Source organism: Amycolatopsis sp. CA-126428, assembly GCF_002904335.1.
Taxonomy (GTDB): Bacteria; Actinomycetota; Actinomycetes; order Mycobacteriales; family Pseudonocardiaceae; genus Amycolatopsis.
Genome location: NZ_PPHF01000074.1, coordinates 244,939 through 260,180 on the forward strand (window position 1 = coordinate 244,939; position 15,242 = coordinate 260,180).

Here is a 15,242-nt window from a genome sequence, read left to right on the forward strand (position 1 = left end):
GATCAACCGATGTACGAAAAAGACGGCGAAAAATACTTCGTGGTGGACGCCCACACCCACTTCTGGGACGCGAGCCCGGACAACTGGGTGGAGGGCCAGGAGGAATACGCCAAGGGCTGGATCGAGTGCTTCCACGCCTACCAGGGACTCGGCCCGAAGGAGACGCACTGGCCGATCGACCGGTTCCAGAAGTACTCCGAAGAGCTGATGATGCACGACCTGTTCGAGGTCGGGCACGTCGACACCGCCATCTTCCAGCCGACGAACCTGCGGCAGTGGTACAAGAACGGCTTCAACACCACCGAGGCGGACGCGGCGCTGGCCGAGAAGCATCCCGGCAAGTTCCTCGTCAACACCACCTTCGACCCGCGTGAAGGCGACGAAGGCCTGAAGGCCCTCGAGGAGCGGGTCAAGCGCTACGGCTGCAAGGGCGTCAAGCTCTACACGGCCGAGTGGCGCGGGGACTCCCGCGGCTGGAGCCTGAAGGACCCGGAAGCCTCGCGCTACCTCGAGAAGTGCGAGGAACTCGGCGTCAAGAACGTCCACATCCACAAGGGACCGACGATCTGGCCCCTCGACAAGGACGCCTTCGACGTGTCCGATGTGGACTACGCGGCGACGAACTTCCAGGGCCTGAACTTCATCGTCGAGCACGTCGGCCTGCCGCGCATCGAGGACTTCTGCTTCATGGCCACCCAGGAGCGGAACGTCTACGCGGGGCTCGCCGTCGTCGTCGGCGGCCTGATGCACGCCCGCCCGAAGTTCTTCGCGAAGGTCATGGGCGAGCTGATGTTCTGGCTCGGCGAGGACAAGCTGATCTTCGGGGCGGACTACGCGATCTGGGAACCGAAGTGGCAGGTCGAGGGCTTCGTCGACTGGAACATGCCCGCCGACGACGAGCTGTCGGACTTCCCGCCGCTGACCGTCGACCAGAAGAAGAAGATCCTCGGGCTGAACGCCGCCCGCCTCTACGACATCGACGTCCCCGAGGAGCTGAAGCTCGCCGACCCGAAGAACGTCGAGCCCGTCGGCGTGCCGAACTCATGACCGCCGTGGTGACCGGGGCCCGCGCCGCCGTGTGGGCGGCGCTGGGCACCGTCCGGGATCCCGAACTGGACGAGCCCCTCACCGACCTCGGGTTCGTGGCCCGCTGCGAGGTGAGCGACGCGGGCCACGCCGTCGTCCGGCTGCGGCTGCCGACGTACTTCTGCGCGCCCAACTTCGCGTTCCTGATGGTCGCGGACGCCTACGACGCCGTGGCCGGGGTGCCGGCCCTGACCGGGCTCGACATCCGGCTCGACGACCACTTCGCCTCCGACGTCATCAACCGCGGGGTGGCCGCGCGGCAGGGGTTCGTCGCGTCGTTCGAGGGCGAGGCCGCCGACGAGCTCGACACGCTGCGGTACGACTTCGTCCGCAAGGCCGTGCTGGCCGGCACCGACCGCGTCTGCCGGTCCCTGGGCCGGGACCCGCGATCGCTGACCCTCGGCGACGTCCCGCCGGGCCCGGACCTGGACCGGTTGCGGGCCCGCCGCCGCGAGCTGGGCCTGCCCGCCGGGGACGGCGACCCGCTGCTGCTCGACCCGGCGACCGGGAGAGCGGTAGCCCCGGCCGACGCGAAGCGGCATCTCGCTTTCGCCCGGCTGACGCGCACGAGCATGGAGGCCAACTCGGGCGTCTGCCGCGGCATGCTGCGCGCGCGGTACGCCCTGACCAGCGAAGAGGAGGGCACGGGATGAAGGCCGTGCGGCTGCAGAAGTACCACCGGCAACCGGTCATCGAAGAAGTGCCGGAGCCGCGCGCGACCGGACCCTTCGACGTCGTCGTCAAGATCGGCGGCGCCGGCGTGTGCCGCACCGACCTGCACATCATCGAGGAGCAGTGGGCCGAGAAGTCCGGCGTCGAGCTGCCGTACACGATCGGGCACGAAAACGCGGGCTGGGTGCACGAGGTCGGCCCGGCGGTGACGAACGTCGAGGTCGGCGACACGGTCATCCTGCACCCGACGCCGACGTGCGGGCTGTGCCACGCCTGCCGCGCCGGCGACGACATGCACTGCCCGAACGGCAGCTTCCCCGGCATCGACAGCGACGGCGGGATGGCGGAGTACCTGCTGACGTCGGCGCGGGCGTGCATCAAGCTCGACCCGTCGACGCAGCCCAGTGATGTCGCCGCGCTGGCCGATGCGGGCATCACCGCCTACCACGCGGTGCGCAAGGCCGTCCCGCACCTGTACCCGGGCACGACCTGCGTCGTCAACGGCGCCGGCGGCCTCGGGCACATCGGCATCCAGTCGCTTCGGGCGTTGACGGCCGCCCGGGTGATCGTGGTCGACCGCAACGCCGACGCCCTCGAACTGGCGTCGACCTTGGGAGCGGACGAGACCGTGCTGGCCGACGGCAAGCAGGTCGAGGCGGTGCTCGACCTGACCGGCGGCCACGGCGCCGAGGTCGTGCTCGACTTCGTCGCCGAGCAGGGCGCCCAGCAGGACGCCTTCGCGATGACCCGCCGCGCCGGGTCGCACTTCGTCATCGGCTACGGCTCGAACATCGAGATCCCGACGATCGACCTCATCTCCACCGAGCGCAACATCATCGGCAACCTCGTCGGCACCTACAACGACCTGGCCGAGCTGATGGTGCTGGCCCAGGCCGGGAAGGTCACCCTGCACACGAAGAAGTACCCCCTGGACGCGGCGCTCGACGCGCTGGCGGACCTCGACGCCGGACGCGTGCGCGGCCGGGCCATCCTCACCCCCTAGGAGCACCGCACATGGCGAAGGAACTGCGGTTCGGCGCGGACGCCCGCGACCTGCTGCTGGCGGGCGTCGACAAGCTGGCCGAAGCGGTCAAGTCGACGTTGGGCCCCAAGGGCCGCAACGTGATCATCGAGAAGATCACCGGCTCCCCGGTGGTCACCAACGACGGCGTCACCATCGCCCGCGAGATCCACCTGAAGAACCAGTTCGAGAACATGGGCGCGCAGCTGGTCAAGGAAGCGGCGATCAAGACCAACGACGTCGTCGGCGACGGCACCACCACGGCCACCGTGCTCGCCCAGGCGATCGTCCGCGAAGGCATGCGGGCGATCTCGGCCGGCGGCAACCCGGTGCTGGTCAAGCGCGGCATCGACCACGCGGTCGGCCTGCTGGTGGCGCACCTGGAGAAGCAGGCCCACCCGGTGGTGTCCGAACAGGACTACGCGCGGGTGGCGGCGATCTCGGCCAACGACGACGACGCCGTCGGCGCGGTGATCGCCAAGGCCCTGCACACCGTCGGCGACGGCGGGGTGGTGACGGTCGAGGAGTCACCGTCGATCGGGATGAGCGTCGAGTTCGTCGAAGGGTTCGAGTTCGACAACGGCTACCTTTCGCCGTACCTGGTCACCGACCCGGGCCGGCTGGAAGCGGTGCTCGACGACCCGTACATCCTGATGTGCGCGGAGAAGATCACCAAGGTGCAGCAGCTGATGCCGTTGCTGGACAAGGTGATGCGGGCGCCCCGGCCGCTGGTGGTGATCGGCGAGACGGTCGAGGGCACGGCGCTGTCCATGCTGGTGCACAACCACCTGAACGGCACCTTCCAGTCGGTCGCCGTCCGCGCGCCGGGCTTCGGCGACCGGCGGCTGCACAAGCTGGAGGACCTGGCCGCCATCGTCGGCGGCGCGGTGCTCTCGCGGCAGTCCGGGTTCACGATGGAGACGATGACCCTCGAGCACCTCGGCCGCGCCAAGCAGGTCCGGGTCACCGAGAACCGCACCACGATCGTCGGTGGCGCGGGTTCTTCGGACGCGGTCGACTTCCGGGTCGGGCAGCTGCGGGCCGAGCTGGAGCGCGCGCAGTTCGGCGTCGACGAAGACGTCCTGACCGAGCGGATCGGGGCGCTGACCGGCAAGGTGGCGGTCGTCCGCGTCGGCGCGGCCACCCCGGCGGAGCTGAAGGAGCTGCAGCACCGGGTCGAAGACGCGCTGTCGGCGACCCGGGCGGCGATGGCCGAGGGCATCGTGGCCGGCGGGGGCGCGGCGCTGCTCCACGCCGAGAAGGCGTTGGAGGGCCTCGGGCTGGAGGGAGACCAGGCGATCGGCGTCGAGATCGTCCGGCGGGCGCTGGCCGAACCGGCGTTCCTCATCGCCTACAACGCCGGCCACCCGGCCCACGAGATCGTCGCGCGCACCCGGGAACTCGGCGACGACGAGGGCTTCGACGCCCTGCACGACCGCTTCGGGGACATGATCGCCCTCGGGGTGGTCGACCCGCTGCGGGTGTGCCGGTCCGCCGTGCAGAACGGCGCTTCGGTGGCGGGCCTGCTGCTCACGACGAACTCGCTGATCGCCGAGGAGCAGACCCCGTGGGGCGGCAGCGCGGCCCTGATGACCGAGTTCGGCCCGCTGGACGAGGGCCTGCACCAGCCCTCACCCGACGCGAGCACGCCGCAGTCCCTCGGGATGGGCCCCTCCGTCGGCTGAGCTGTCCGTCCTTCAGCCCGCGGAGTGAGGAGGTCTCCCCGCCGGTGTCCTGAGCCCCGGCGGGGAGTCCTCCGGCTCAGGGAGCGAGCCCGTGCCGGGCCAGTTCGTGCCCGGCGAGCTTCTCGATGACGTCCCGGTCGCGCTCCCGCCAGCCGGTGGCCGGTTCGCCCACCGAAGCCAGGCGCCCCAAGGGCTGCGTGGCCAGGGCCCGCAGGGCCAGCAGGTCGAGCCCTTCGTCGCCGAGGGTCCGCAGCCGCGCGGCCGCCGTGGCGCGGCGGGTGTAGCGCCAGCGCAGCGGCAGCCACGTCACCAGGAGGGTCAGCACGGGCAGGGCGATGATGATCGCCGCCATCCACCAGGCCAGGTTCTCGACGGCTTCGATCTGCCAGCGGCCCGCGTCCGTCAGCTTGGTCCCGACGTTCGAGCCGCCGTGGAGGGCCTTCGCGAGCGCGTCGCCGACGAGCGGGATGCCGTCGGCGGAGTTCGCGGCGGAGTCGAAGGTGCCGCGCAGGCCGGTGCCGGCGTCGACGAGGCCGTCGCCGGGTGCCCGGAGTTTCATGACCTGGTCGTACACCGAATTCCCCAGCCACACCGCGAGGACGACGAGCAGCACGGCCAGGAGATCGCTGACGAGCTGGGCGGTACGGCGGATCGGCCGTTCGGCGTAGAGCTGCATCGGGGGAACGCCTTTCGCGGTGGGGGAGCGCGGCCACGGCAACGTACCCGCGTCCTCCCGGGGCGAACCGGGTCCGGTGGGCTATGACGGCGGTCATAGTGTGGTCCGCGTCGCGGTGTGCTCTCATGGGACTATGACCACTGTCATAGAGGTCGCGGACCGTTCGTGTGTGGCCGCCGTCGTCGCGGCTTGCTCGCCGGACAGCCTCCGGCGCCGGTTCATGATGGGCGGACCCGCCCGGCCGGCCGAGGTTTTCCAGCGTTACCAGCGGTTTCTGCTCGCCGGGCCGCCGGACGGCGCCGCGCTGCTCGCTTCCCGCGGCGGCCGCCCGGTGGGCCTGCTCAACTTCGTCTCCGAGACACCGGGGGAGGCGGAGATCGGGATCCTCGTCGCCGATGCGTGGCAGCGGCAGGGGATCGGCAGTGCGCTGAGCCGGTGGTTGTGGGCGTCCGGGCGCTGGGCGGGCTGGACCGTGCGAGCCACCGTCCAAGCCGGGAACACCGGCGCCGAGGCGCTCCTGCTGGGCCAGGGGTTCCGGCCGGTGCCGTCGTACGAACGCGGCGAACGCGACTTCGCGCTGGTCGTGCCGGACTGGGCTACCATGACGGACGTCATGAAGGAGGCGGTCGATGACCAGGACACCGCGCGAGCGGATGGTGCTCAGCGCCGCGCAGCTGGTGCGGATCCAGGGTGTCGGGGCGACCGGCATGCGGGACGTGGTCGCCCACGCCGAAGCGCCGCGGGGGTCCCTGCAGCACTACTTCCCCGGCGGTAAGGACCAGCTGATCGCCGAAGCCGTCACCTGGGCGGGCGACTACGCCGCCCGGCGCGTGACCCGCGCGGCGGCCAAGCTCGAAGACCCGACGCCGGGCAAGCTCTTCGCGGCCATGGCCGCCCAGTGGCAGGACGAGTTCACGACGTCGGGCTTCGACGCGGGCTGCCCGCTGGTCGCGACGGTCGCCGACACGGCAGCCACCAGCGACAGCCTGCGCGAAGCGGTGGGCAAGGCGTTCGAAGGCTGGCAGCGCCCGGTTGCCGCGACGCTCGAGCAGCTGGGCGTGCCACCGGCCCGCAGCGCGTCCCTGGCGGTGCTCATGCTCAGCGCGCTGGAGGGCGCGATCGTCTTGGCCCGCGCCCACCAGGACATCGCGCCGCTGGAGACGGTGGTCGCCGAGCTGCTGCCGTTGCTCGACGGCGCCGTGGACCGGCGCCGCCGCCGCGAAATCTGACGTGGCCCCTTACGACCCGATGTCGTTCCACCACACGACGAAGCGGCTGATCCTGCGGCCGCGCGTGCTCGGGAAGCTCGGGTTCGAAGCGCATCACTTGTCCACAGAGGACAGTGGCGTGGTCGTCTGGCTGACTCGCTCGCTGCCCTAAAGCTCCCGGAAGAATTCCCGGATGTCGCCCACCAGCACTTCCGGGGCCTGAAGGGACGCGAAGTGCCCGCCCGCGTCGTACTCCGACCACCGCGTCACCGTGTTGGACAGCTCGGCCAGGCCCCGGAGCGCGTGGTCACCCCGGAAGTTCGCCACCGCCGTCGGGACGCCGGACGGGGCCGGGCGCTCGCCCCAGCCGTCCTGGGCCGCTTCCAGGTACAGGCGCGCCGCCGAGCCCGCGGTGCCGGTGAGCCAGAAGATCGTCACGTTCGTGAGGACGGCGTCGCGGTCTACCGGGGCCTGGTGCGTGGTGGTGGGGTCCCAGTCGACGAACCACTCGAGATTCCACGCGAGCTGCCCGGCGGGGGAGTCGTTGAGCGCGTAGGCCAGGGTCTGCGGGCGGGTGGCCATCTGCGTGGCGTAGCCGGAGTGGGCGTACCACCAGGTTTCGTTTTCCCGTGCCCGCTTCCGGTCGTCTTCGGACAGCCGCTCGAAGTCGCCGGGAGCGGTCGGCACGCCGGCGTTGGCGACGGCGTTGACGTGCACGCCCAGCACCGCTTCGGGGGCGGCGCGGCCGAGTTCGGGGGAGACGATGCTGCCGAAGTCGCCACCCTGGGCGCCGTAGCGTTCGTAGCCGAGCCGCCGCATCAGCTCGGCCCACGCCCGGGCGGTTCGGCGGGTGTTCCAGCCGCGGTCGCCGGTGGGGCCGGAGAAGGCGAACCCGGGCACGGAGGGCGCGACGACGTGGAAGGCGTCCTTCGGGTCGCCGCCGTGGGCGCGCGGGTCGGTGAGCGGGCCGAGGACGTCAAGGAAGTCCGCGACGGTGCTCGGCCAGCCGTGGGTCATGATCAGCGGGGTGGCGTCGGGTTCGGGGGAGCGGACGTGCAGGAAGTGCACGCGCTGGCCGTCGATGGTGGTCGTGAACTGCGGGAACGCGTTGAGCCGGGCTTCCTGGGCTCGCCAGTCGAAGCCGGTGCGCCAGTAGTCGGCGAGCTCGCGGAGGTAGGGCTCGCTGACGCCGTAAGCCCACCCGGCGCCGGGCAGTTCGCCCGGCCAGCGGGTGCGGGCGAGCCGGTGGTGCAGCTCGTCGAGGTCGGCCTGCGGAACGTCGATGCGGAAGGGATCCATGTCCGGCACTCTGTCGCCCGTGTAGGACAGGATCGGTCCTCGATGTCCGGCAGACTTGCCCCATGCGCGAAACCCCCGGCCGGCTGCTCCGCTTGCTGTCGCTGCTCCAGATGCACCGCGACTGGTCCGGCACCGAACTGGCGGACCGCCTCGGCGTGACGACCCGGACGGTCCGCCGCGACGTCGGCCGCCTGCGCGAACTGGGCTACCCGGTGCACGCGGCGATGGGCCCCATCGGCGGCTACCGCCTCGGCGCGGGCGCGGAACTGCCCCCGCTGCTGCTGGACGACGACGAGGCGGTCGCGGTGGTGGTCGGCCTGCACGCCGGCGGCGTCTCGGGCCTGGCGGAGGCGTCGCTGCGGGCGCTGACGAAGGTGGAGCAGGTCCTGCCGTCCCGGCTGCGCCACCGCGTGGCGGCGCTGGAGGCGAGCTTGCTGGCCCTCCCGGTCCGCGGTCCGGTGGTGGCGGCGGAGGTGCTGACCGCGGTGTCGTCGGCGATCCGCGCGTCGGAGACACTGCGGTTCGACTACGTGAGCCACGACGGCCGCGAGTCCCGCCGCGCGGTCGAGCCGCACCGCCTGGTCTCGTGGGGCCGCCGCTGGTACCTGGTCGGCTGGGACACCGGCCGCGCGGACTGGCGGACGTTCCGCGCGGACCGCCTCACGCTGCGCACGCCGAACGGACCCCGCTTCACCCACCGCGAGCCTCCGGACGGCGACCTCACGGCGTACCTCAAGCGCACGATGGGCCGCGAGATGTGGCCCTTGCGCGCGGTCTTGAAGCTCCACGCGCCGGCCGAGGAGGTGGCCGGCCGCGTCGACGGCGAGGTGACCGCGCTGGATTCGAAGACCTGCCGGCTTGAGCTGGCTTCGGATTCGTGGGACATCGTGGCGTTCGTCGTGGGGATGCTGGACGTGCGGTTCGAGGTGGAGTCACCCCCGGAACTGACCGAGCGGCTCCGCGTGCTCTCGGCGCGGTACGACGCAGCAACCCAGCGGGGGAGTATCCCCGGACGGTAGCGGCCGCGGTGGCGAACCTTCGGGCCTAGGTGTGCGTGCCGCCGTCGATGCGGATTTCCGTTCCCGTGATGAACTTGCCGTCGTCGGAAGCCAGCATTGCCACCACTCCCGCCACCGTCTCCGGGCCCGCCACCGCGTTGCCCACCTCCGTCGTGAACTCCGTCGGGAGGATCGGCAGCAGCCGCCCGAACAGGGAAAAGTCCACGTTCTGGGGCAGCCGGCTCGCCGCCGAGTCCGTGATGCCGCTCTTCACGCTGCCCGGGGCGATGCTGACCGCGCGCAGGCCCTGCTTGCCGTACTCCAGGGCCAGCGAGTGCGTGAACGCCTGGATGCCGCCCTTGCTCGCGCTGTACGCCGCCATGTACGGGTGGGCGAACGAGGCCGAGGTCGAACTGAAGTTCACCACCACGCCGTCCGGCGATTCGAGCAGGGCCGGCAGAGCCGCGCGGGTCACCAGGAACGTGCCCGTCAGGTTCACCGTCAGCACCCGGTTCCACAGCTCCAGCGACGTCTCGTGCGTGTGCGACGCCAGCAGGATCCCGGCCGGGTTGACGACCACGTCCAGGCCGCCGAGCACGTCGACCGCCGACTGCACCCCGGAGGCCACCGATGCTTCGTCGGCCACGTCCATGACGTACGTCGTCAAGCCTTCGAGGTGCGCGGCCTGCTGGGTGCCGATCAGGCCGTCCTCGGAGACGTCGGTGCCGATGACGTGGGCCCCCTCCTCCATCAGGCGGAGCGTGGTGGCCCGGCCGATGCCGGAACCGGCGCCGGTGACCAGGACTCGGCGATCGCGCAGGCGTTCCATGGCGATCACCGTAGCCAAGAACTCAGAGCTCGGGCACCCGCTCGCCGGCCGGCGGCGGACCCGGTGGCGTCCCGTCGCCGAACGGGTGGCCACCCAGCTCCTCACGGCCGTGCGGGGTAAGCCAGCCGCTCGGGTCCGGGCCCAGCGGCACGATCCCGGTCGGGTTCACGTTCTTGTGCACCACGTAGTAGTGCTCCTTGATCTGCGCGAAGTCGATCGTGTCGCCGAACCCCGGCGTCTGGAACAGGTCGCGCGTGTACGCCCACAGCACCGGCAGCTCGGTCAGCTTCTGGCGGTTGCACTTGAAGTGGCCGTGGTACACCGCGTCGAACCGGACCAGGGTGGTGAAGAGCCGGATGTCCGCTTCGGTGATCGTGTCGCCGACCAGGTAGCGCTGGTTCGCGAGTCGCTCGGAAAGCCGGTCCAGCCGGGCGAACAGCTTCCGGTACGAGTGCTCGTACGCCTCCTGGGAGCGGGCGAACCCGCACTGGTACACCGCGTTGTTGACGTCGGTGAAGACCTTCTGCGCCACGTCGTCGATCTCGTCCCGCAGCTTCTCCGGGTACAGCTCGGGCGCGCCGGAACGGTGATACGCCGTCCACTCGGTCGACATGTCCAGCGTCATCTGCGCGAAGTCGTTGGTGACGACCTGGCCGCTCGGGACGTCGACGAACGCCGGGACCGTGATCCCGCGCGGGTACTCCGGGTCGCGCTTGAAGAACGCCTCCTGGAGCCGTTCGATGCCGAGGACCGGGTCGCGGCCGCCGGGGTCGAGGTCGAAGCTCCAGCTGCGCTCGTCGTGGACCGGGCCCGCGATCCCCATCGACAGCACCGGCTCGAGGCCGAGCAGCCGGCGCACGATCACCGCGCGGTTCGCCCACGGGCACGCCCGCGCCACCACCAGCCGGTAGCGGTCCGGCTCGACCGGCCAGCCGTCGCGGCCGTCGGCCGTGATGCGGTCCGGCAGGTAGTTCAGGTCGCGCTTGTACTCGCCCTTGTCGGTCATCGGCGTCCTCAGCAGTCGTCGGTCGGGGGAGCGGAATCCAGGGCCGCGGCCAGCCGGGCCAGCACCGGCCCGGCCGCGCGGATGTCCTCGGCGCTCAGGTGGTCGAACACCGAAGCCCGCACGCGGGCCAGGTGGCCCGGGTAGGCCGCCTCCAGTCTGGCCAATCCCGCCTCGGTCAGCACGGCGTTGGACGCGCGGCCGTCCTCCGCGCAGCGGCGCTTCTCGACCAGGCCGCGGCGGGTCAGGTCGTCGACGACCCGGCTGATCCGGCTCAGCGACAGCCCGGTGGTCGCGGCCAGCGCCGAGATGCGGAGCAGGCGATCGGGGGCCTCGGACAGCGCGACCAGCACCCCGTAGTCGGTGATCGCGAGCCCGGTCTCGGGCAGGAACTGGTCCTCGAGCGCGCGCGGCAGCGCGGTCATGATGCGCATCAGCGGCCGCCAGAACGCGGTTTCGTCGGCGTCGAGCGCGGATACATCACTCATAAGGCGACTCTACCGAAAGCTTGCTTGCGCAACCAGCCAAAGTGAGTACAGTGTCGTTGAACCCTCAATCACAGGGGGGTCCCTACGAGGAGAGAAGACCAGCGATGACCAGCGCGACCACCTACCCCCAGCTGACCGGCGAATACACCATCGACCCCGCGCACTCGCGGATCGGGTTCGTCGCCCGGCACGCCATGGTGACCAAGGTGCGCGGCAGCTTCAACGAGTTCACCGGCTCCGCCAGCATCGACGGCGACGCGCCGGAGAAGTCGTCTGCCCAGGTCACCATCCAGGCCCACAGCATCGACACCCGCAACGCCGACCGCGACGGGCACCTGAAGAGCAACGACTTCCTGGCGATGGACGAGTACCCGCAGATCACCTTCGCCTCGACCGAGATCAAGCAGACCGGCGAGACCAGCTTCGAGGTCACCGGTGACCTGACCGTCAAGGACGTCACCCGTTCGGTGACCATCCCGATCGAGTTCGAGGGCGCCGCGAAGGACCCGTTCGGCAACGACCGCATCGGCTTCGAAGGCTCCACCACGATCAGCCGCAAGGACTACGGCATCACCTGGAACGCCGCCCTCGAGACCGGTGGCGTGCTGGTGAGCGACAAGGTCACGCTGGAGTTCGAGATCTCCGCGATCAAGTCCGCCTGATCCGGGGAGCGGGAACCGGGCTCACCGGTTCCCGTTCGCCCGCAGGTTTTCGATGCCGACGTCGAGCGCCGCTTCGAGGTGATCGATGCGGCCGGTCGACAGCATCACCACCACGCCGCCCTGGATGCCGGCCAGCAGGGCGGCGGCCGCGCGCCCGGCGTCCAGGTCCGGGCCGACCTCGCCGTCCTTCTGCAGGTGGCGGATGCCGGCCTCGATCTCGTCCTGCCAGCGCCGCAGCAGTTCGGTCACCACCGCCTGCGCGCCCGGCGTCACGCGGCCGAGCTGGGAGAGCAGCACGTTGAGCGGGCAGTGCCGGCCACGGCTGTCGTAGTGCGAGACGACCGTGTCGCGCCACCGCCGCCACGCCGGCCACGACGTCAGGCTGCCCAGCTGGGGCTGCTGGACCGCCAGGACCTGGTCGGCCTCGTAGCGCGCGACCGCCAGCAGGAGCTCTTCCTTGCCGTCCGGGAAGTAGTGGAACAGCTGGCTCTTGCTGGTCCCCGTCCGGGCCCGGACGTCGTCGAGCGTCGTGACGGCGACCCCGCGCTCACGGATCTCCGCCGCGGCGCCTTCGACGATCCGCTGCCGCGTCGCGGCGCCCTTCGGGGTCAGCTTTGGACTCACAGGTCCACTTTAATTCGCTGGCCGGCCCCGGGAGAATTCCGGGTATGTCCACGGTGACGCCGTTGGCGATCCTGGCGCTGATCGGCGCCGTGTCCGGATCGGTCACGGCGTGGCTGCTCCTGCGCCGCGACCGGCCCGCCGAGGTGCTGATCCCGTCGGCGCCCCCGGAGCCCGTGCCCGGGGAAGTCGCTGCTCGGCTGGTGGCCGACGAGCGCGCCGCCCGGCTGGCCGCGCTGGCCTCCTTCGCCCGGCAGGCCGACGCCGACCCCGACCTGCGCCAGGAGTGCGTCGGCGAGATCCTCACCCAGTTCCGGTCCGGCCGGCCGGACCCGCCGGCCTGGCAGGCCGAACTGTGGCGGCTCCTGCTGCCGCACCTGCGCCCCGGGTCCCCGTGGTTCTGGCCGGGGATGGACCTCGAGCTGGACGGCTTGGTGCTGCACGCGGTCGACCTCCGTGGCTGCGAAGTCCGCGACGCGCGCTTCCACGCCGTGCGTTTCGTCGGCGACGCCCGCTTCGGCGAAGCGGTCTTCACCGGCTTGGTGAGCTTCGAGGGATCCTGCTTCGCCCGCCACGCCCTCTTCGGCAGCACACGGTTCGGGACGGGCGCCGACTTCGAGGACGCGACCTTCACCGGCACAGCCGACTTCACCGGCGTCACCGCCGGCGGCCCGATGTGGTTCGACGCCGCCCGGTTCTCGGCCCGCACGGACTTCCCCGCGGCGGCCTTCGGTGACGACGTCTCGTTCGAGGCGACCGGGTTCGCCGGCCGCACGCTCTTCTCCGGCAGCCGGTTCGCCGCCGGAGCTCACTTCACCCGAGCCCGCTTCGGCGGCCACGCGGACTTCACGGCCGCGACGGCGGGCGGGTTCGACTTCACCGGGGCCCAGGTCCGGTTGAACGCACGCGTCCTCCGGACCTGGCCGCCGGGCTGGGCACCCGGCGAACCCGAGCCGCGGCGGTGGGCCGGCCTCACTCGGCTCTGATCGGCAGGTCCGCCCCGTTTCGGAGGAACACCGGGATCCGCTCCGGCGGGGCCGCCGCCTCGACCCACTCGCCGCCTTCGTGCCGGCTGCCGGTCACCGCGTCCGTCCAGGACGCCCCGGCCGGCAGGTACACTCGGCGCGTGGTGACGCCCGGCTCGAGCACCGGCGCCACCAGCACGTCCGGCCCGAGGAGGAACTGGTCGTCCACGTCCCAGGCCGCCGGGTCCACCGGGAAGTCGACGAACACGGGCCGCATCGGGGGGATGCCCTGCTCGTGCGCGACCCGCATCTGCTCCATCAGGTACGGCCGCAGCCGCTCCCGCAGCCGCAGCGACGCCGTGATCGACTCATACGCCGAAGAACCGAACGACCAGACCTCGTTGGGGCCGCCGGTCATCTCCGGCCCGAACGCCGGGCGCGGGTCGCGGAAGCCGTGCAGGCGGAACAGCGGGCAGAACACCCCGTAGGAGAACCAGCGGACCATCAGCTCCCGGTACTCCGGCGAGTCCGGGTCGCCACCGTGGAAGCCGCCGATGTCCGTCGTCCACCAGGGGATTCCGGCCAGCGCCACGTTCAGCCCGGCCCGGACCTGCGCCCGCAGCGACGCCCACGTCGCCCCGACGTCACCCGACCAGAGCGCCGCCCCGAAGCGCTGGCTGCCCGCCCACGCCGAGCGGGACAGCAGCACCACTTCGTCGTCGCCCTCCGCGCGGATGCCGTCGTGGAACGTCTGCGCGTTGACCTGCGGGTAGAGGTTGAACACCTCCGCACCCGGGCCGGCGTGGAAGCCGAGGTTGTGGGGGTGGCCCGGCTGGATCTCCGGCTCGTCGCCGTCCAGCCACCACGCGCGCACGCCCAGGTCGTAGTAGTTCTCCTTGACCTTGCTCCAGACGAACCGCCGGGCCTCCGGGTTGGTCGCGTCGTAGAACGCCACCGGCATCTCGACGCCGAACCCCTTGTCCTTCCACGGCGCGTGCGCCGGGACGCCGCTCTCGGCGGCGACCAGCAGCCCCCGTTCCTGCAGCTCGCGGTAGTTCTCCGAGAGCGGGTTCACCGACGGCCACACCGAGACCATGAGCTTCACGCCGAGCTCGGACAGCTCGCACACCAGCCCGGCCGGGTCGGGCCACTCGGCCGGGTCGAACTTCCAGTCGCCGAGGTGCGTCCAGTGGAAGAAGTCCGCCACGATCACCGACAGCGGCAGCCCGCGGTCGTGGTACTCCCGCGCGACGGCGAGCAGCTCCTCCTGGGTGCGGTAGCGCAGCTTCGACTGCCAGAACCCGGCCGCCCACTCCGGCAGCATCGGCGCGTGGCCGGTCGCGTCGGCGTAGTGGCCGAGGATCTGGCGCGGACCGTCGCCGGTGGTGATCCAGTAGTCCAGCTGACGCGCGTCGTCGGCGACCCAGCGGGTGCCGTTCGCGGCCAGCTCGACCCGGCCGACGGCGGGACTGTTCCACAGGAACCCGTAGCCCCGGCTGGAAAGCAGGAACGGCACCGACACCTCGGCGTTGCGCTGCACCAGGTCGAGCACGAGGCCCTTCTGGTCGAGCCGGCCGTGCGTGTGCTGCCCGAGCCCGAAGAGCCGCTCGTCGTCGTAGGCGCTGAAGCGCTGTTCCAGCCGGCCGTAGCCGTTGCGCGAGGGCATGAACAGCCGCGCGCCGGGCCACCAGAAGTGCGCGCGCTGCTCGGCCAGGAGCTCCTCGCCGGTCTCGGTGCGGACGAACCGCAGCTGCGCGTCGATGCCGGTGTCGGTGTCGGCGATCTCGACGATCGCGGTGAGCGCGCCGTTGACGACCCGGCCGGTCCGCCCCTCGACCGAGGCGGTGGCGGCGGACGGCTTCGCGGGCAGCAGCGCCCCCGGGACGTCGTCGAGGATGCGGTGCCGGCCGGCCCGCACGCGCAGGCTGCCGTCGCCCCACGGCTCGATGCGCAGCACCTCGTGCCGCACGCTGACTTCGAGCGAGCGGCCGTCTTCGGTCGTGGCGATCACGAGGTCTCCTTGAGGGAA

At 71.4% G+C, this 15,242-nt stretch carries 17 protein-coding genes; 10 read left to right on the forward strand and 7 right to left on the reverse strand.

Translation table 11 applies throughout. The features are described from left to right. Positions 1-9: 9 nt before the first annotated feature. Genes C2L58_RS19570 through groL form a run of 4 tightly spaced genes read left to right on the forward strand, consistent with a single transcriptional unit; the run spans position 10 to position 4,464 of the window. Positions 10-1,047, forward strand: coding sequence for an amidohydrolase family protein (locus tag C2L58_RS19570; protein ID WP_103339027.1), 1,038 nt, complete (start codon positions 10-12; stop codon positions 1,045-1,047). Continuing rightward, positions 1,044-1,739 carry an iron-sulfur cluster assembly protein gene (locus C2L58_RS19575; RefSeq protein WP_103339028.1) on the forward strand — a complete coding sequence of 232 codons (696 nt, stop codon included), beginning with the start codon at positions 1,044-1,046 and terminating at the stop codon, positions 1,737-1,739. The genes C2L58_RS19570 and C2L58_RS19575 overlap by 4 nt, the downstream gene beginning before the upstream one ends. Beyond that, positions 1,736-2,761: an NAD(P)-dependent alcohol dehydrogenase gene (locus C2L58_RS19580; RefSeq protein ID WP_103339029.1), complete on the forward strand. Its 1,026-nt coding sequence runs from the start codon at positions 1,736-1,738 to the stop codon at positions 2,759-2,761. Before C2L58_RS19575 ends, C2L58_RS19580 begins: the two co-directional genes overlap by 4 nt. Before the next feature lie 11 nt (positions 2,762-2,772). Then, positions 2,773-4,464, forward strand: coding sequence for a chaperonin GroEL (groL, locus tag C2L58_RS19585; protein ID WP_103339030.1), 1,692 nt, complete (start codon positions 2,773-2,775; stop codon positions 4,462-4,464). 76 nt (positions 4,465-4,540) lie between these two features. On the opposite strand, the gene C2L58_RS19590 is transcribed toward groL, so the two are convergent. Then, on the reverse strand, positions 4,541-5,140 hold the full coding sequence (locus C2L58_RS19590; protein ID WP_103339031.1) for a hypothetical protein: 600 nt from the start codon (positions 5,138-5,140) through the stop codon (positions 4,541-4,543). Positions 5,141-5,363: 223 nt separating this feature from the next. Between C2L58_RS19590 and C2L58_RS19595 the strand changes: the two genes are divergently transcribed. From C2L58_RS19595 to C2L58_RS49850, 3 genes are read left to right on the forward strand one after another with little or no spacing between them, the layout of a single operon-like run. After that, positions 5,364-5,915 (forward strand): GNAT family N-acetyltransferase, encoded by a 552-nt coding sequence (locus C2L58_RS19595; protein WP_233225841.1) that lies wholly within the window; start codon positions 5,364-5,366, stop codon positions 5,913-5,915. Continuing rightward, a complete protein-coding gene (locus C2L58_RS19600) occupies positions 5,818-6,369 on the forward strand; it encodes an LmrA/YxaF family transcription factor (protein WP_441296308.1) in 552 nt (183 codons plus the stop codon). Before C2L58_RS19595 ends, C2L58_RS19600 begins: the two co-directional genes overlap by 98 nt. 1 nt (position 6,370) lies before the next feature. Continuing rightward, on the forward strand, positions 6,371-6,520 hold the full coding sequence (locus C2L58_RS49850) for a hypothetical protein (protein ID WP_199191336.1): 150 nt from the start codon (positions 6,371-6,373) through the stop codon (positions 6,518-6,520). Here C2L58_RS49850 and C2L58_RS19610 read toward each other — a convergent pair. Then, positions 6,517-7,647 (reverse strand): epoxide hydrolase family protein, encoded by a 1,131-nt coding sequence (locus tag C2L58_RS19610; protein ID WP_103339423.1) that lies wholly within the window; start codon positions 7,645-7,647, stop codon positions 6,517-6,519. The two genes, C2L58_RS49850 and C2L58_RS19610, sit on opposite strands and share 4 nt — an antisense overlap. Positions 7,648-7,709: 62 nt before the next feature. On the opposite strand from C2L58_RS19610, the gene C2L58_RS19615 reads away from it, so the two are divergent. Next, the gene (locus C2L58_RS19615; RefSeq protein ID WP_103339033.1) at positions 7,710-8,666 is read left to right on the forward strand and encodes a helix-turn-helix transcriptional regulator; all 957 of its coding nucleotides are present in this window, start codon (positions 7,710-7,712) and stop codon (positions 8,664-8,666) included. Positions 8,667-8,691: 25 nt separating this feature from the next. On the opposite strand, the gene C2L58_RS19620 is transcribed toward C2L58_RS19615, so the two are convergent. The 3 genes from C2L58_RS19620 to C2L58_RS19630 are packed head-to-tail and all read right to left on the reverse strand — an operon-like array spanning position 8,692 to position 10,965. After that, on the reverse strand, positions 8,692-9,474 hold the full coding sequence (locus C2L58_RS19620) for an SDR family NAD(P)-dependent oxidoreductase (RefSeq protein WP_103339424.1): 783 nt from the start codon (positions 9,472-9,474) through the stop codon (positions 8,692-8,694). Between the two features lie 22 nt (positions 9,475-9,496). Then, complete coding sequence (locus tag C2L58_RS19625; RefSeq protein WP_103339034.1) at positions 9,497-10,480, reverse strand: glutathione S-transferase family protein; 984 nt, start codon at positions 10,478-10,480, stop codon at positions 9,497-9,499. Positions 10,481-10,488: 8 nt separating this feature from the next. Continuing rightward, complete coding sequence (locus C2L58_RS19630) at positions 10,489-10,965, reverse strand: MarR family winged helix-turn-helix transcriptional regulator (protein WP_103339035.1); 477 nt, start codon at positions 10,963-10,965, stop codon at positions 10,489-10,491. Between the two features lie 104 nt (positions 10,966-11,069). On the opposite strand from C2L58_RS19630, the gene C2L58_RS19635 reads away from it, so the two are divergent. Further along, on the forward strand, positions 11,070-11,627 hold the full coding sequence (locus C2L58_RS19635) for a YceI family protein (RefSeq protein ID WP_103339036.1): 558 nt from the start codon (positions 11,070-11,072) through the stop codon (positions 11,625-11,627). A 21-nt stretch (positions 11,628-11,648) separates the two neighbouring features. Here the strand turns inward: C2L58_RS19635 and C2L58_RS19640 are convergent, their stop codons facing one another. Beyond that, positions 11,649-12,251, reverse strand: coding sequence for a TetR/AcrR family transcriptional regulator (locus C2L58_RS19640; RefSeq protein ID WP_103339037.1), 603 nt, complete (start codon positions 12,249-12,251; stop codon positions 11,649-11,651). 44 nt (positions 12,252-12,295) lie between these two features. On the opposite strand from C2L58_RS19640, the gene C2L58_RS19645 reads away from it, so the two are divergent. Then, the gene (locus C2L58_RS19645; protein ID WP_103339038.1) at positions 12,296-13,234 is read left to right on the forward strand and encodes a pentapeptide repeat-containing protein; all 939 of its coding nucleotides are present in this window, start codon (positions 12,296-12,298) and stop codon (positions 13,232-13,234) included. Here the strand turns inward: C2L58_RS19645 and C2L58_RS19650 are convergent. Next, the gene (locus tag C2L58_RS19650; RefSeq protein WP_103339039.1) at positions 13,221-15,224 is read right to left on the reverse strand and encodes a glycoside hydrolase family 31 protein; all 2,004 of its coding nucleotides are present in this window, start codon (positions 15,222-15,224) and stop codon (positions 13,221-13,223) included. The genes C2L58_RS19645 and C2L58_RS19650 overlap by 14 nt on opposite strands. Positions 15,225-15,242: the final 18 nt, after the last annotated feature.

Coding starts and splice junctions, on each gene's coding strand:
- C2L58_RS19570 (WP_103339027.1), top strand. CDS start 10: ATGTACGAAAAAGACGGCGAAAAATACTTCGTGGTGGACGCCCACACC.
- C2L58_RS19575 (WP_103339028.1), top strand. CDS start 1,044: ATGACCGCCGTGGTGACCGGGGCCCGCGCCGCCGTGTGGGCGGCGCTG.
- C2L58_RS19580 (WP_103339029.1), top strand. CDS start 1,736: ATGAAGGCCGTGCGGCTGCAGAAGTACCACCGGCAACCGGTCATCGAA.
- groL (WP_103339030.1), top strand. CDS start 2,773: ATGGCGAAGGAACTGCGGTTCGGCGCGGACGCCCGCGACCTGCTGCTG.
- C2L58_RS19590 (WP_103339031.1), bottom strand. CDS start 5,140: ATGCAGCTCTACGCCGAACGGCCGATCCGCCGTACCGCCCAGCTCGTC.
- C2L58_RS19595 (WP_233225841.1), top strand. CDS start 5,364: ATGGGCGGACCCGCCCGGCCGGCCGAGGTTTTCCAGCGTTACCAGCGG.
- C2L58_RS19610 (WP_103339423.1), bottom strand. CDS start 7,647: ATGGATCCCTTCCGCATCGACGTTCCGCAGGCCGACCTCGACGAGCTG.
- C2L58_RS19615 (WP_103339033.1), top strand. CDS start 7,710: ATGCGCGAAACCCCCGGCCGGCTGCTCCGCTTGCTGTCGCTGCTCCAG.
- C2L58_RS19620 (WP_103339424.1), bottom strand. CDS start 9,474: ATGGAACGCCTGCGCGATCGCCGAGTCCTGGTCACCGGCGCCGGTTCC.
- C2L58_RS19625 (WP_103339034.1), bottom strand. CDS start 10,480: ATGACCGACAAGGGCGAGTACAAGCGCGACCTGAACTACCTGCCGGAC.
- C2L58_RS19630 (WP_103339035.1), bottom strand. CDS start 10,965: ATGAGTGATGTATCCGCGCTCGACGCCGACGAAACCGCGTTCTGGCGG.
- C2L58_RS19635 (WP_103339036.1), top strand. CDS start 11,070: ATGACCAGCGCGACCACCTACCCCCAGCTGACCGGCGAATACACCATC.
- C2L58_RS19645 (WP_103339038.1), top strand. CDS start 12,296: ATGTCCACGGTGACGCCGTTGGCGATCCTGGCGCTGATCGGCGCCGTG.